Annotated in this window: 15 protein-coding genes; 7 read left to right on the top strand and 8 right to left on the bottom strand. The window is 50.4% G+C overall.

The annotated features are described in order from the left end of the window. Window positions 1-249: 249 nt before the first annotated feature. Window positions 250-951 (top strand): VIT1/CCC1 transporter family protein, encoded by a 702-nt coding sequence (locus tag K7B07_RS17450; protein WP_223711809.1) that lies wholly within the window; start codon window positions 250-252, stop codon window positions 949-951. 261 nt (window positions 952-1,212) lie between these two features. Continuing rightward, entirely contained in the window at window positions 1,213-1,704 is a 492-nt protein-coding gene (locus tag K7B07_RS17455; RefSeq protein ID WP_223711810.1) for a hypothetical protein, read from the top strand. Window positions 1,705-1,707: 3 nt separating this feature from the next. Here the strand turns inward: K7B07_RS17455 and K7B07_RS17460 are convergent, their stop codons facing one another. Then, on the bottom strand, window positions 1,708-2,853 hold the full coding sequence (locus tag K7B07_RS17460; RefSeq protein ID WP_223711811.1) for a methionine aminotransferase: 1,146 nt from the start codon (window positions 2,851-2,853) through the stop codon (window positions 1,708-1,710). A gap of 21 nt (window positions 2,854-2,874) precedes the next feature. Next, window positions 2,875-3,531: an HD domain-containing protein gene (locus tag K7B07_RS17465; protein ID WP_223711812.1), complete on the bottom strand. Its 657-nt coding sequence runs from the start codon at window positions 3,529-3,531 to the stop codon at window positions 2,875-2,877. Window positions 3,532-3,615: 84 nt separating this feature from the next. On the opposite strand from K7B07_RS17465, the gene K7B07_RS17470 reads away from it, so the two are divergent. Then, window positions 3,616-4,833, top strand: a complete 1,218-nt coding sequence (locus K7B07_RS17470) for a M20 metallopeptidase family protein (protein ID WP_223711813.1) — start codon at window positions 3,616-3,618, stop codon at window positions 4,831-4,833. A 5-nt stretch (window positions 4,834-4,838) separates the two neighbouring features. Here K7B07_RS17470 and K7B07_RS17475 read toward each other — a convergent pair whose 3' ends face one another. Next, complete coding sequence (locus K7B07_RS17475; RefSeq protein WP_223711814.1) at window positions 4,839-5,387, bottom strand: GNAT family N-acetyltransferase; 549 nt, start codon at window positions 5,385-5,387, stop codon at window positions 4,839-4,841. 59 nt (window positions 5,388-5,446) lie between these two features. Here K7B07_RS17475 and K7B07_RS17480 point away from each other — a divergent pair, with 59 nt between their 5' ends. The 3 genes from K7B07_RS17480 to K7B07_RS17490 all read left to right on the top strand — a co-directional run bounded on the left by K7B07_RS17480 (window position 5,447) and on the right by K7B07_RS17490 (window position 7,772). Continuing rightward, the gene (locus K7B07_RS17480; protein WP_223711815.1) at window positions 5,447-6,544 is read left to right on the top strand and encodes a DUF3810 domain-containing protein; all 1,098 of its coding nucleotides are present in this window, start codon (window positions 5,447-5,449) and stop codon (window positions 6,542-6,544) included. A gap of 153 nt (window positions 6,545-6,697) precedes the next feature. Then, on the top strand, window positions 6,698-7,219 hold the full coding sequence (locus K7B07_RS17485) for a GNAT family N-acetyltransferase (RefSeq protein ID WP_223711816.1): 522 nt from the start codon (window positions 6,698-6,700) through the stop codon (window positions 7,217-7,219). Between the two features lie 37 nt (window positions 7,220-7,256). Further along, entirely contained in the window at window positions 7,257-7,772 is a 516-nt protein-coding gene (locus K7B07_RS17490; protein ID WP_223711817.1) for a 5' nucleotidase, NT5C type, read from the top strand. Here K7B07_RS17490 and K7B07_RS17495 read toward each other — a convergent pair. The 5 genes from K7B07_RS17495 to folK all read right to left on the bottom strand — a co-directional run bounded on the left by K7B07_RS17495 (window position 7,767) and on the right by folK (window position 12,885). Continuing rightward, on the bottom strand, window positions 7,767-9,044 hold the full coding sequence (locus tag K7B07_RS17495; protein ID WP_223711818.1) for a CinA family nicotinamide mononucleotide deamidase-related protein: 1,278 nt from the start codon (window positions 9,042-9,044) through the stop codon (window positions 7,767-7,769). The genes K7B07_RS17490 and K7B07_RS17495 overlap by 6 nt on opposite strands. A 391-nt stretch (window positions 9,045-9,435) precedes the next feature. Continuing rightward, window positions 9,436-10,245 carry a 3-keto-disaccharide hydrolase gene (locus K7B07_RS17500; RefSeq protein ID WP_223711819.1) on the bottom strand — a complete coding sequence of 270 codons (810 nt, stop codon included), beginning with the start codon at window positions 10,243-10,245 and terminating at the stop codon, window positions 9,436-9,438. A 136-nt stretch (window positions 10,246-10,381) separates the two neighbouring features. Then, entirely contained in the window at window positions 10,382-11,644 is a 1,263-nt protein-coding gene (locus K7B07_RS17505) for an MFS transporter (RefSeq protein ID WP_223711820.1), read from the bottom strand. A gap of 90 nt (window positions 11,645-11,734) precedes the next feature. Then, on the bottom strand, window positions 11,735-12,370 hold the full coding sequence (locus K7B07_RS17510; protein WP_223711821.1) for a deoxynucleoside kinase: 636 nt from the start codon (window positions 12,368-12,370) through the stop codon (window positions 11,735-11,737). A 35-nt stretch (window positions 12,371-12,405) separates the two neighbouring features. Next, complete coding sequence (folK, locus tag K7B07_RS17515) at window positions 12,406-12,885, bottom strand: 2-amino-4-hydroxy-6-hydroxymethyldihydropteridine diphosphokinase (RefSeq protein WP_223711822.1); 480 nt, start codon at window positions 12,883-12,885, stop codon at window positions 12,406-12,408. A 78-nt stretch (window positions 12,886-12,963) separates the two neighbouring features. On the opposite strand from folK, the gene sppA reads away from it, so the two are divergent. Beyond that, window positions 12,964-14,718 (top strand): signal peptide peptidase SppA, encoded by a 1,755-nt coding sequence (gene sppA, locus K7B07_RS17520; protein ID WP_223711823.1) that lies wholly within the window; start codon window positions 12,964-12,966, stop codon window positions 14,716-14,718. Window positions 14,719-14,860 lie beyond the last annotated feature (142 nt).

Consider the following 14,860-nt stretch of genomic DNA (forward strand, 5'->3'; position numbering starts at 1 on the left):
GTAGCAAATATTAGTTAATAAAAATCAGGGCTGTCCGTTTCCGGGTGCAGTTCCTCCAAAGTTAATTGCTTTCTTTGAAATCGATCCGCATTGCATTGCCGCTTTTCACTGATAACGGTTTACCAATAACCTTTTCACTATTAACTTTTCACCTGAAACCTTTCCCCGCGGCGGAGAAATGATTAATTTAGCATAGCTGCAATTGTAATGGCTGCAGCTGTTTGTGTAAAAATGAATTAAGATCTTAGTATGGAGAACGAACCGTTACTGGAAGTACATTATATCAACCGGAGCGGCTGGTTGCGCGCTGCTGTATTGGGCGCCAATGACGGGATCCTGTCCACATCAAGCCTGGTGATCGGTGTGGCCGCTGCAACAGAGCTCCGGAACCCCATTATACTGGCCGCGCTTGCCGGCATTGTGGCAGGTGCCTTTTCCATGGCGGCAGGTGAATACGTATCAGTAAGTTCGCAATCCGATATTGAAACGGCCGATCTGAAACGGGAGGAACGGGAGCTGGCCACGATGCCGGATATTGAATTAAAAGAACTGGCAAAGATCTATGAGCGTCGTGGGTTAGCGCCGGAGCTCGCAATGGAAGTAGCTGGTGCACTTACCGCGCACAATGCACTGGAGGCACATGCAAAGGATGAACTGGGGATCAATGAGATTACCCAGGCCAAACCCTTTCAGGCGGCGCTGGCCTCAGGAGCTTCTTTTATTGCGGGCGGTATACTTCCTCTGCTGGTGGCCCTGCTGGCGCCGGTCCGGTACATGGTGCTGAGTGAATATGTATGCGCGATCCTTTTCCTGGCTTTTGCCGGCATGGTAGCAGCGCGGGCCGGTGGTTCCAGTGTGCTCAAAGGGATTATGAGGGTTTGTTTCTGGGGCACCGTTGCTATGGGCGCATCAGCGTTGGTGGGTTATTTGTTCGGAGTACAAACGGGTTAGGTTTAACGTTTAAGATAGATTTTACTTGATACCTGATGCCGGGTGCTTCCATCCTGGTATTCATAACAAGGATGCAGCTTTTATTCAGAGAAAATTTATCGGGTTACAACGTGATTTTCACTTTTTCACTGGATCGTTTAAATTCCCCGGAGGGACCGGGGTTAATCTTTTCTTAATTCGTTTTTTGTAGTGACCGTTTTAGCGGCTCCTTATGATATTTTTGTTTGGTGCCTGTTTAAAAGCAGCGCACGACCAAGGCGTATGAAAAGATTGATACTTTCTGTTTTATTTGTTTGTTTTTGTTCTTCGTTATTTTCCCAGGTATATAAACTGGAAACCGTATTTTCTGAGAGGGGGCAGACCACCTTTCTTTCTTACTGGAAGCAGCTGGATAAGGAGTCTTTAAAGGAAAGAAAAGATACCTTTTCACTTTGGGGTTACCAGCTTTACCACGACAGCTGGGCAAGCGGGGCTTATGAAGTCGAATACTTTAAAGGAAGTGCTGCTGCCATGTATCAGCTGTTGCGGGAAATTGACGCTTTCTCAGAGAAGTATGGAAATGAAGATAAGGTGCTGACCCGTATCGAAGGCGTCCAGGTAAAAACACTCAGGCAAATGGGATTCCGGTATACATTGGTATTCGACAGGGAGAATAAAGTCGTTTGTAAGTTTACCCAAAAACAATGGAAGAACATCCTGACGGATTTTGAAACCTTCTGCAAAACAAATGGGATCAGCTATAACAGTTTCTGAGACTCAGAGGCTGCAAAGTATGGCCGCCGCTGCCTCCAGGGTTTCATCATTTTTTGCAAAGCTCAGCCGGACCTGCTTTATTCCCGGTGGGATCCGGTAAAAAGCACTGAGGGGAATGGTAGCTACTTTATGTTCCATGGCCAGCCAGCGGGCAAAAACCACATCTTCCATATCACTGACGGCGCTGTAATCGAACAGCTGGAAATAAGTGCCTTCCGACAGGGCATTGAGCCGGAATTTTGAAGACTGCATCCTGCTTACCAGGAGATTCCGTTTTGCCTGCAGCATCACGGATGCCGGTTCCTGGTCCGGAAGCAACAGGTATTTTGCCAGTGCGTACTGGGCCGGGGTGTTCACGCTGAAACCAAGGTACTGATGAATGGAACGGAAGGCTGCTGTAAGAGCAGGTGCTGCAATGACGAAACCCACTTTCCAGCCGGTGATATGGTACATCTTTCCAAAGGAGTAAACAGACAGTACCCGGCCTTCCAGTTCTTTTTGAAGAAACCCCGGAAGGTGTTGCGCTTCATCATATACAATGCTGTCATACACTTCATCGGAGATCACATAGATCTCCCGCTGACCGATAACGGAGGCAAGCTGGTCCCAGTCGGCCTGCGTCCATACCCTTCCGGTGGGGTTATGGGGCGTGTTGATGATGATGGCTCTTGTTTTCCCGGTAATGGCATCCCGGATCTGCTGCCAGTCGATCTCAAAATCTTTCTGCTCGTCGAGCCGGATGCACACAGGGACGCCGCCATTGATCTCTATAGCCGGTACATAACAGTCGAAGGCCGGTTCCAGGTAGATCACTTCATCTCCTTTGCTGATCACCGTTGTAAGTGCGGTAAAAATGCCATAGGTAGCGCCGGGTGTAATGGTTATGGTATCCGGTGAGCAAGAGCCGGAAGTATAGCGTTTATTAAAGCCAGCAGCAATGTTTTCCCGGAGCTCTGATAGCCCGGGCATGGGAGCATACTGATTATAACCTTCCACAGTAGCTGCTTTCAGCAGATCACTTAACGCCGGAAATACCGGGAAGTCGGGCAGGCCCTGGGAAAGATTGTATGCGTTCTCTTTCCGCGCAAGTGATGACATGGTGGTAAAGATATTGAGCGCTGCTGCTGAATGTTTGGGAGCTAAAGCCATGCGATGTTTTTATAAAACGGATCAGTTGGTGCCGTTCCATTCCCTGTAAAACTGTTCTACAAACTGTTCCATGAACCGGTGCCGGTCTTCCGCCATTTGTTTACCGGTGGCGGTATTCATCTTGTCTTTCAGCAGGAACAGTTTTTCATAAAAGTGATTGATGGTAGGTGCTTCGTTGTGCTTATAAGCCTCTTTAGTAGCATATAACACCGGTGGGATCGCAGGATCATAGAGCTTACGGTTCCTGAAACCGCCATAATTGAATGCCCGCGCAATGCCGATGGCACCTAAGGCATCGAGCCGGTCGGCATCCTGAACAATGTCCAGCTCGATCGATTTGTATCCGGCATCCTGGTAACTGCCCTTAAAGGAAATATGCCGGATAATATTTTCTACTGCGGTAATTACGGCTTCATCTGCCTGCTGCGCTTCCAGGAACTCCCTTGCAATACGGGGACCAATGGTCTCATCGCCGTTGTGGAATTTCGAGTCGGCAATATCATGCAGTAATGCACCCAATTCAACGATCAGCAGATCGGCTGTTTCCTGCGCTGCGATATGTTTTGCGGTATTCCAGACCCGTTCTATATGAAACCAGTCGTGACCGGCTTCGGCATGCAGCAGTTGCTGCTGTACAAAAACAAACGTCTTTTCAATTATCTCCCTGTGTGTAACCATGTGCTGTAAAACAATTCCGGAGCAAAGATATTTATTTCACGATAAGCGCAGTAAATTAAACGGGGTGTGCTAATTTTATCTTAAATGACGAATGCAACACCACATACAATAACGGACCTGCGGGAACGAATACAGGCCGCGGCGGCGGCATTAAAGGATGAAATGACCGCAAACCGGAGGCAGCTGCATCAGCATCCGGAGCTTTCTTTTAAAGAAGTACGTACTTCTGCATTTATAAAACAGCAGCTGGATCAGTGGGATATTCACTGGGAGGCGATTGCCGGAACCGGTGTTATTGCAGTAATACAGGGCGCAGGTCCTTCAGATAAAGTGATCGCGCTGCGGGCGGATATCGATGCATTGCCGATTGCTGAAGCAAATAATATTACTTATAAATCGGTAAACGAAGGGGTGATGCACGCCTGCGGGCATGATGTACATACGGCGTCACTGCTGGGAGTGGCTCATATACTGAACGGATTGAGAACACAGTTTTCCGGTACGGTGAAGCTGATCTTTCAGCCGGGTGAGGAACTGTTGCCCGGTGGCGCGCAGCAGATCATTGAAGCCGGGGGGCTGAACAACCCGCGGGCCGATGTAGTGCTGGGCCAGCATGTAATGCCGGCCATCCCTGTGGGCAAAATAGGCGTGCGTACGGGCTTGTTCATGGCATCTATGGATGAGATAAAGATCGAAGTATATGGAAAAGGCGGACATGGGGCAGAACCCCACAAAGGCATTGATCCGGTAGTGATCACCTGCACGCTGCTCCAGGCCCTGCAGCAGCTGGTAAGTCGCAATACGTCCCCGTTTATGCCTTCGGTATTATCGTTCGGAAAGCTGCAGGCGGACGGTGCCATCAATATTATTCCGGATAAGGTATTGATAGAAGGCACGTTCCGGACACTGGATGAAGCCTGGCGGGATACGGCGCATCTGCAGATACAGCAACTGGCGGAAGACCTGGTGACAGGGATGGGCGGGCAATGCAGGGTAGAGATCCGGAAAGGCTATCCCCATCTTAAGAATGACGAGGTGTTCGGGGCCGGTATGATCGCTTTTTTTGAAGAATATATAGGGGCAGCGCATGTGATGCCACAGGATATATGGATGGCTTCAGAGGATTTTGCCTATTACACCCGGGAGCGGCCGTCCTTCTTCTATCTGCTGGGCGTACGTAACGAAGCGCAGCAGATCACTTCTTCGCTGCATACGCCCACTTTTAATGTGGACGAACGCGCGCTGGAGCTGGGTGCCGGCCTTATGGCCTATGCAACGCTGCGCTGGCTGGGGCATGGCTAGGCCTCTTATAGCCGGAACCCCATCAGCAGGTTGTCGGTAAATGTACCGTCGGGCTCTTGGATGTATGCGGTTTGTGTTCCGGCCTGTTCAAATCCGGTTTTCCGGTACAGCGCAATCGCGTGTAGGTTGGTGGCATGCACGCTAAGCCATACCGATTTAAGAATGCCTGTTGCCCTTGCCCATTCCTGGGCAGTGCGGATCAGCGCTGTTCCAAGCCCTATAGCCTGCCACTGTTTCCGTATCATAATACCCAGGAGTGCATTGTGTTTTATTTTGCTGCGGGGTTCTCCGCGGAGCAACAGGTTACCAATGATCTGATTGCTGTATACAGCAACGAGCAACAGGCTGTTGTCGCTTTCATTCACCGAGCGGATCCAGTCCCGCTCCTGGGGTATCGTAAAGTTGAATTCTTCCGGCGTGGTGATCAGGTATGGGCTTTCGAGCAGACAGCGCTGACCGGATTCCAGCAAGGCCCGGGCATCCGTTTTTACTGCGGCCCTCAGCGTGACAGTGACCTGGTTCCTGAGTGTTACGGTTACGGGGTTAAATTTCATACTCAAAATTAATAAACGCTTATTGAACGGACATGCGTTTAATTAATACATTTGTTTACATGAAGGGATGGATATGGATGCGCAATAATAGAATATGGCTGGTGCCGGCCCTCCTTGCGGCGGTAATAAAAACGGTGTCTTTTTTCCCGGGGTTCGTTGAAATGTATTACACAAGGGGCCTGTATGTGCTTCTTTCGAAGATCCAACGCTTCCTGCTGGGCTGGATCCCCTTCAGCATCGGGGATCTGTTGTACGCATTGCTGCTCCTCTATATCATTATAAAAGCAGTGCAGGGGGCAGCCTGGCTTTTCCGGAAGCACCGTGCACCCCTGCAATGGAAAAAGAAGCTCCGCAGGATATTGCTGACCGTATTGTATCTCTATGTGATCTTTTACGGATTATGGGGACTGAATTACAGCCGGCAGGGGATCGCCACACAGTTTGCGCTTCCTGCTGTGAAGCCCGCGGTGCAGGACCTTGATATACTGGTACAGTTGCTGCATTCCCGGATCAATAAGGATATACTGGCGGTGCGGACAAGAGACCGGGACTCCCTGAAGAGCCGCTCTTATCTTTTTAAGCAGGCGGCCGAAGCGTACCGGATGGCGCGGAACGAGTATCCGTTCCTGGACAGCCGGCCGGCTTCTGTTAAATCTTCCTTGTTCGGAACATGGATGAACTATACCGGTGTTCAGGGGTATTATAATCCTTTTTCCGGCGAAGCGCAGGTAAATACCACCATACCGGTATTCTTACTGCCCTCGGTGGTAACACATGAGATCGCCCACCAGGCAGGCTATGGCATGGAAAGCGAGGCCAATTTTATTAGCTTTCTTACCAGTCGTAAACACCCTTCTGTACATTTTCAATATGCTACCGATTTTGTAATGTACGCCTATGCGGTCAATCTATTATTTTGGGAGGACTCTGTCAGGGCAAAGCACTACAACAGTACCCTGCACCCCCAGGTACTGCAGGATATCGCCGATTACAGGGCATTTTATAAAAAATATGAGAGCCGTGTGGAAGCGCTGACCGACTGGATATACGGAAGCTATCTTAAAGCCAATAATCAGCCTTCGGGACAGCGTTCTTACGATGAAGTGGTCTTCTGGCTGATCGGCTGGTATAAAAAACATGGGAAAGACGCGATCTGAGGAACCGGATCAGCCGGTGAGGCCGCCAGCCGGGATGCTGTTGGTTTTGAAATGGTTCCCTGAATGCCTTCGTAGTTTTAAAATTTCGCAAAGATTTTGAAATCAGGCCTGTTTCAGGACTTCCTTTCTTAAATTTGATAAAATTTCAGATCAATGGACCTATTGATTCGAAAAGAACGCGGTGAGGATATTGAGGCTATTTCCAGTGTAAACGAAGAAGCTTTTGGAAGAGCAGATGAAGCGAACCTGGTGGACCTTCTCAGGAACAGCGAAGCCTTTGTTCCCGATTTATCCCTGGTGGCAGAAAAGGACCGGGATGTGATCGGGCATGTGCTGTTTACCAAAATAAAGATCATCGACAGCTTTAATCATTGTTATGAAAGCCTGGCACTGGCACCGATAGCGGTAAGAACCGCCTATCAGCGGCAGGGGATCGGCGCGGCATTGATCGAAACGGGTTTGAAGAAAGCCCGTGAGATCGGGTACCTTTCTGTGATTGTTCTGGGGCACGAGACGTATTACCCTAAGTTTGGTTTTCAACCGGCCTCGCTCTGGAATATTAAAGCCCCCTTTGATGTGCCGGACGAAGCCTTCATGGCAGTGGAGCTGGTTGATTTCGGATTGAAAAATGTATCGGGCATCGTGATGTATGCCAAAGAGTTTGAAGCGGTGTAGCGGGAGGGGCGCCGCACCGCTTGCAGAAAAAATTGATATGGAACGTTTAATTGTTGATATGGATGGTGTGCTGGCCGACGTATACAGCCAGTTTAAAAAGTATGAAAAAACAGAATTGGGTATTGAACAGGAGGACACCGCCATCGTTGGAAAAACAGAACGGGAAGCATTCAGAAATGCAAGAACCTATGTAAATACACCGGGTTTTTTCCTGGAGGCCCCGGTGATACCGGGGAGTGTGGAGGTGATGCAGCGCCTGAACCAGCAGTATGATTTATATATTGTTTCCTCGGCTATGGAATTTCCATTGAGTTTGTACGAGAAATACCAGTGGCTGCAACAATATTTTTCGTTCCTGACCTGGGAACAAATGGTACTCTGCGGTTCAAAGAAAGTGGTGTATGGCGACATCATGCTGGACGATCATTTTAAGAACCTGGACCATTTTAATGGTAAAACACTATTGTTTTCCCAACCGCACAATATGATGAAAGACCCCGGGAAGCATATCCGCGTGGCGGATTGGCAGGAGGTGGACCGGGTATTGTTATAACCGGTTGTCTTCCAGTCCCAGCATAACACGACGCAGTAATAGCAGCGCCTGCATGGTAGTGACCTCGATGTTCTGCTCACGATCGAACCGCAGTTGCAGCAGTTTGGTCACGATTTTATCCCGGTTGCCGGCAGCGATCCAGATCGTGCCTACCGGTTTGAGCGCCGAGCCTCCTCCGGGTCCTGCAATGCCCGAAGTGGCTACTGCATAATCGGTATCCAGTTGCTGAAGCGCGCCTTTTACCATGGCTTCCACTGTTTCGCTGCTAACCGCACCCTGTAAGCGCAGTGTTTCGGGCGACACCGCAAGCAGCTGCTCTTTAATGTGATTGGAATAGGCAACGATACTGCCTTTAAAATAATCAGAAGAGCCGGGTATCCTTGTGATCCAGTGCGCCACGTTGCCGCCGGTGCAACTTTCGGCTGTTGCCACTGTTTTTTGCTGCTGTGTTAACAAGCGGCCAATCACTTTTTCTATGGGCTCATCTTCTTTGGAAACAACAATGTCTTCCAGTAATGCCGTCATCTGGCCGAACAGCAGGTTGATGGTGTCGGTTAGTTGTTGTTCTTTGTGCCCCTGGCCGGTCAGGCGCAGTTTTACCATACCAAAGCTGGGCAGGTAGGCCAGGCTGATGTTCCGGGGCAGTGCCGCTTCAAAGTCCAGCAGGCGTTCTGCTACCATGGATTCTCCCATGCCGGCGGTGAAAGCGGTGCGGTGCACGATAAACGGGAATTTAAAATGCTTCAGCAGCCGCGGGATCACTTCCTCGGTCAGCAGTCCTTTCATTTCATAAGGAACGCCGGGCAACGAGACAAAGATCACATTTTTGCCGCCTGTATTTTTTTCGAACCACATACCGGGAGCGGATCCTCTTGCATTGTGCAGGACCTTTGCCACATCGGGTACTTCGGCCTGTTTCCGGTTGCGTTCTGCAATGGGGCTAGGCCGGTTATAGACTTTTTTGAACAGGTATTCAATATGCAGTGCCACATTGGGATCCACCACCATTTTGCCGCCAAAATAATTGTTTAAAAGCGGCTTGGTAATGTCATCTGCAGTGGGTCCGAGTCCGCCAGTAAGGATGACGAGCTGTGATTGCCGGGACTCTTCATCCAGGGCGGCTTCAATATCTGCCGCCACATCACCTACGGCCACACGCCGTTTTACCCAGATGCCCAGCTTGTTAAACTCCTGCGCAATAAAGGCGCTGTTGGTGTCGATGGTCTGTCCGATCAATAGTTCATCCCCGATCGTAATAATGGATGCATTCATAATTAACGCTGCGTTTTTTGATCTGCAAATATCCTTATTTATACAATAATAAAATAAAACAGTCCAGGTGCGCCGGCAGCGCTGCCCTGAAAGAGGCCGCTGTGCCAGGTTGCGCCCTAAAGGGTCCTGTGCGGTTTCCAAAAAAGCACAGCATACAGGGCATGATTCCCGGAAAAAGATTACCGCCGCGCTGCGGCTGGAAGAGAGGTGACGTTGTGCTGGTACAATGGTTTACGGCGCGCTGTGCCTGTGCCGTTTAAACGTTCAGATCCTGTTTGAATAACCAGCTCAGTAAGAAGCGGCTCTCTCTAAGAAAAGCTGCATAGCAGCGCCGGTTTCATAAGAAAGCGGCAATGAAAAGGCATTAAAGGTACAGCGCACCGGTGATAGCTTATTTCAGAATCTTCAGCCGGAGGTTGCGGAAGTCGATGGGCTGGCCCTCGCTTTGGAGGGCAATATAACCGGAGGTGAGCGCCTTGCCATCCGTTTTCTGATCCGGTGCAAAGCGGTTCACCACGGGGCCGCCGATCTGCGGTTTTGAGTACTGCATCACCGTGTCGCCTTCGATGATATGGGTGATCAGCGAATCGCCATGGACGATGAGCTCGGCATGGATCCATTCCCCGGGCGGATAGGTTTTGGAGGTGGAGTTGATGCAGTGCCGGGTATCGAGTTTGCCCTGATAAAAAATATGGGTGCCCGGTGAGCACATATTGCCGGTGGTTCTGGGCTTCCCGTCTTCCAGGCCGGCCAGCAGCTGCATCTCTATCGAGATCGGCCAGTCCTGCTCTTTGGGCATGGTACGTGGATCCTGCGAGTGGTACATAATACCGCTGTTTTCAATAGTGTACTCGGGGGCGTCCGTTCTCCATTCGGATTGCGGCAGGAAACGGTATTCAAATTTCAGATGGTAATGCGACAACGGGGTTTTGTAATACAGGTGCCCGTACCGTTCATTAAAATGATCGTAGCCATCGTACCGTACTTTGATCATGCCCTCCTCTGCACGGAAGGTCCGGGCATAGTTGTCGCCGGTTTCATGATGATGGATCTTGACCATCCAGTTGTCCAGGTCCTTCCCGTTAAACAGATCCGTCCAGCCATCCGTTGACGCGGTACGCGAGCGGGATGAAGTACAACCAGAAACGGCCAAAACCAGGATACAAAAAAAGAGTGCGGATAAAGAGTAGCTGCGGAACATAAAATGCTTTGGATAAAGATAGGGAATTGTGTAGGAACCGGAGTACTGAATACAGGGGCCGGAGCCGGGCTTTGTACTGCAGTTGCAGTGAGTGACACAAGTAAAGCTGACAGAAGTGCTGTGGCCCGTCCCCGCATCAGTATTCAAACTTACGCAATGTAGGTGCCTTCATCCAGGTGACGATCACCACGATCAGGGTCATGCTTCCACCGAAGAGTACGGAGGGGATGACACCGAGCGCTCTTGACATGACACCACTTTCAAACTGCCCCAATTCGTTGCTGCTGGTAACGAACATACCGCTTACGCTGCTTACCCTGCCGCGCATGTGGTCCGGTGTCAGCAGCTGCATTACCGTTCCCCGTACCACCACGCTGATGCCATCCAGCATACCGGAAACGAGCAGTGCTACAAATGACAGAAGGAACCATTTCGACAGGCCGAAGAGAATGATACAGGTGCCGTAGCCGGCAACCGCGATCAGCATTTTTTTGCCCTGTGCCTTTTTCATCGGGGAGAGGGTGAGGATAACGACAATGATGATGGAACCGATATCTGAAGCGGCATTCAGCCACCCATATCCCAGGGGGCCGATCTTTAAGATGTCGGATGCAAAAACGGGGATCAGCGCAACGGCACCGCCAAAGAGCACAGCAAACATATCCAGCGCCATGGCTGCCAGCAGCGCTTTGGTACGGAATACAAAACGCAGCCCTTCCTTTACACTTTCAAAGGTCTTTTTTTCAAAATTATTTTTAAGCGGTGGTTTGGGTTTCAGCTGTGTAAGAACAATGAGCGCTACAAAGATGAAGGTGGCGATGACCGTGAGGGTATTGGTGATGCCGTAAAGCGCGATCAGGAACCCGCCCAGTGCATGGCCGGTAACCGAGGCGGAGAGCCAGGTGCCCTGGTTCCAGGTAGTGGCGTTCTGCAATAATTGCCGCGGTACAATGGTAGCGATCATGGAATTGAGCGAAGGGCCTGCAAAGGAGCGTAAAATACCTGTGAAAAAGAACGTGCCGTAAATACCCCAGGTGATGTGCCGGAGGTGGAGGGTGCTGCGGGCCATGTCTGTGGACAGGAACAACAGGAAACAGGCCGCCAGGAAGTAACCACAGATGGAGACCAGCAGCAGCTTTTTTTTATCACTGATATCGACCTTGTGCCCCGAATAGAGCGCCAGGGACAGGGCGGGAATCACTTCTGAAAGTCCGACCAGCCCGATGGCCAGGGGATCCTTAGTAAGCTGGTAGATCCACCAGCCTACAACGGTGGTGATCATGCGCATCGCACAAACAAACAAAAAACGGCCGGTCATCAAGTTCCTGTATTCGGGAATGCGTACCGCCGCAAGCGGGTCATCGGTAACCTGCACAACAGGTTGTTGCTCGTCTTCCATTGAGGTGGCAAAGGTAGTGTTTCGGAGTGCAAATTACAAGTTACGGACCTTGTCTGAATACGAATCATTTGGATACGATTATTTAATAACTCAATCCTCCAGTGCAAGCGGGTGCAGCCCGGGCGCATAGGCTTTGTCCAGTGCGGTCATAATACGGTTCAGATGCCGGTCGTTGGTGATAAAGTCGGCATTGGAAGCATCTACAAAGAGCACGGGAAGCGGCAGCTGCCGGATATACTGTAGATAGGTGTCCTGGATGTTGAGGAGGTATTCATCGGGGATCTGCTGCTCATAAGAGCGTTGCCGTTTCCTGATGTTCTCCTGCAGCTTTTTTACAGGAGCATGCAGGTAGATGAGGAGCTGCGGCTGGATCAGCTGTTGCTGGATAATATCGAAGAGCCGCTGGTAGAGTTTGAACTCATCTTCCGACAGGGTGACCCGTGCAAACAGCAGGGATTTTGTAAAAAGATAATCACTGATGGTCAGCTGCTGGAACATGCTCTTCTGCACCAGCAGCTCCTGCAACTGTTTGTACCGTTCCGCCATAAAGAACAGCTCCAGCGGAAAGGCGAACTGTTGCGGGTTTTCATAGAACCGGGGAAGGAAGGGGTTGTCTGCAAAAGCCTCCAGTACCAGCCGGGCGTTGTAGATCCTGCTCAGTGCCGTGGCCAGGGTCGTTTTTCCCGCGCCGATATTGCCTTCGATGGTAATAAAATCGTACTGCATGTAACTGGCTGCAAAGTAAGCACAATTTCGAGACCTTATATCTTTTTTACGGAAGCCTCGTCTGTTACCGCTGCCAGCAATTGCCCGATGGTTTGCCCAAGCTGCGGATGGCGGTATTCCGGGGCGATCTCATCAAGGGGAACCAGTACAAACCGCCGCTCCTGCATCCGTGGATGGGGGATGGTTACGGCGACGGAATGATAGCTGCTGTTGTTGAATAATAAAATATCGATGTCGATCAGCCGCGGGCCATACCGTTCTTTTCGCACACGCCCCATTGCGGCTTCAATGGTCAGGATGGCCTGCATGAGCCCTTCCGGATCCAGGAGGGTGAACACCTGTACTGCCTGGTTGTAAAAGTCGGGCTGATCGGTGAGGCCCCACGCGGCCGTTTCGTAGATCGCCGATGTTTTTCCAATGGTGCCGATGCGTTCCCGGATCAGCGCGCGTGCTGTGGCCAGGTTTCCGGCCCTGTCGCCGAGATTTCCGCCGATCAATAAAAATACCTCATTCATTTATAATACGCTGCTACAAGCCAAATATCTTTAATTTTGGCATCTCATCAAAGAACAATCAAAATTTAAAATATCGGTATGCGTTCTTTTTTAAAAGTATTCCTGGCCGTTTTTCTGGCTATCCTTGTTTTTTGCACCATCGGATTCTTTTTTTTGATCGGGATGGTGAGCAGTACGGTATCCAGTTCCATCCCGGTAATTTCGGATAAGTCCGTGCTGAAAATCGACTTGGCACAGGCCTATGTGGAATTGCCTCAGAAGGATGTCCAGGATATCATTCAGGGAAAACAGCTGGAGGAGATCCCTTCGCTGTACAATGTGATCCGCCTGATACGGAAAGCAAAAACGGATGACCGGATCCGGGCGATCTACCTGGTGGCGGACGGGAATGCCAACGGGTTTGCCTCCAGTGATGAGATCCGGAATGCCCTGGCCGATTTTAAGAGCTCCGGGAAACAGATCATTGCTTTCGGGAATTCGATGACGCAGAAGGCCTACAGTATTGCCAATATTGCTAATAAAGTATATGTGAGTCCGGCCGGTGATTTTGAATGGGTAGGTTACCGTGTCAGTTATTTCTTTCTGAAAGGCGCGCTGGACAAGCTCCAGATCAATCCGCAGATCTTTTATGCGGGTAAATTCAAAAGTGCCACAGAACCCTTGCGTGCAGAAAAAATGACCGAAGCCAACCAGCTGCAAACCAGCGTGTGGCTGAATGATCTTTACAGTGATTTTTTACAGAAGACGGCTACCATGCGGCAGCTGGATACAGCGACATTGCATCAGTGGGCCAATGAGGGTGTTATTGTTACCCCTCAGATCGCCACAGAGCGCAAGCTCATCGATGGTGTGCGGTATGATGATGAATTACAGTCTGAGATCAAGCAGCAGCTGAAAATAGACAGCTCGGACCGGATCAATTTTGTTTCCATCGGGCAGTATGCACAGGTGAACACGGATCTGGGAGGCAACGGGGAAAAGATCGCGCTGATCTATGCCGCAGGGTCGATCGTGGACGGAAAGGGCGAGGAAGGCGTGATCAGTGATGGGGAGTATGTGGATCTGCTGCGAAAGGCCCGGCTGGATAATTCGATTAAAGCGATCGTAGTGCGGGTAAACTCCGGCGGCGGCAGCGCGCTGGCCAGTGATAATATCTGGCGGGAGATGAAAATGGCTAAGGCAGCCAAACCCCTGATCGTAAGCTTTGGAGATGTGGCGGCCTCGGGAGGCTATTATATGTCCTGCGCAGCAGACAGTATTTTTGCATCGCCGGCCACCCTCACCGGATCGATAGGTGTATTTGGGGTGATACCGGATATGAGCGCTTTCCTGAAAAACAAGCTGGGTGTTACTTTTGATGGCGTGAGCACCGGTCCGCTGGCCAATGCGGGCTCCATCGATCATCCGATGACCGAACAGGAACGGAAGATCGTGCAGGGCAGCATTGAGCGTATTTACGATCAGTTCAAAAGCCGCGTGGCAGAAGGACGTAAAAGAGATACCGCCTACGTGGAGACCATTGCCCAGGGAAGGGTATGGACCGGATTGCGTGCCAAGGAGATCGGGCTGATCGATCAGCATGGTGGTTTGCAGGATGCCATCAATGCGGCGGCAAAAAAAGCGGGCCTGAAGGAATTTGCGGTTAAAGAATACCCGAAGTACGGAAACCTCCTGGAGCGTATCCTGGGCTATAATAAAAACAGCAGTGCCGCAACAATGATAGAGAAAGAGCTGGGGCCGGATTATGCCGGCGTGTACCAGCAATTAAAATCGGTGCAGCAAATGACCAACAGCATCCAGGCAAGGTTGCCGTTTGAGTTCGTTATCAACTAACAAAGGGGAGTGGAAAGAAGAATAAAAAGGATCCACAGCGGAACATCCGGTAAATTATTGAACCGGCAGTATATCGGTGATTGCGTATTGCGCTTTGCTCTAGTGAAGCCGGACGTTACAGCAACCAGGTAATCAAATAGAA

This window comes from Niabella beijingensis (assembly GCF_020034665.1).
Classification (GTDB): domain Bacteria; phylum Bacteroidota; class Bacteroidia; order Chitinophagales; family Chitinophagaceae; genus Niabella; species Niabella beijingensis.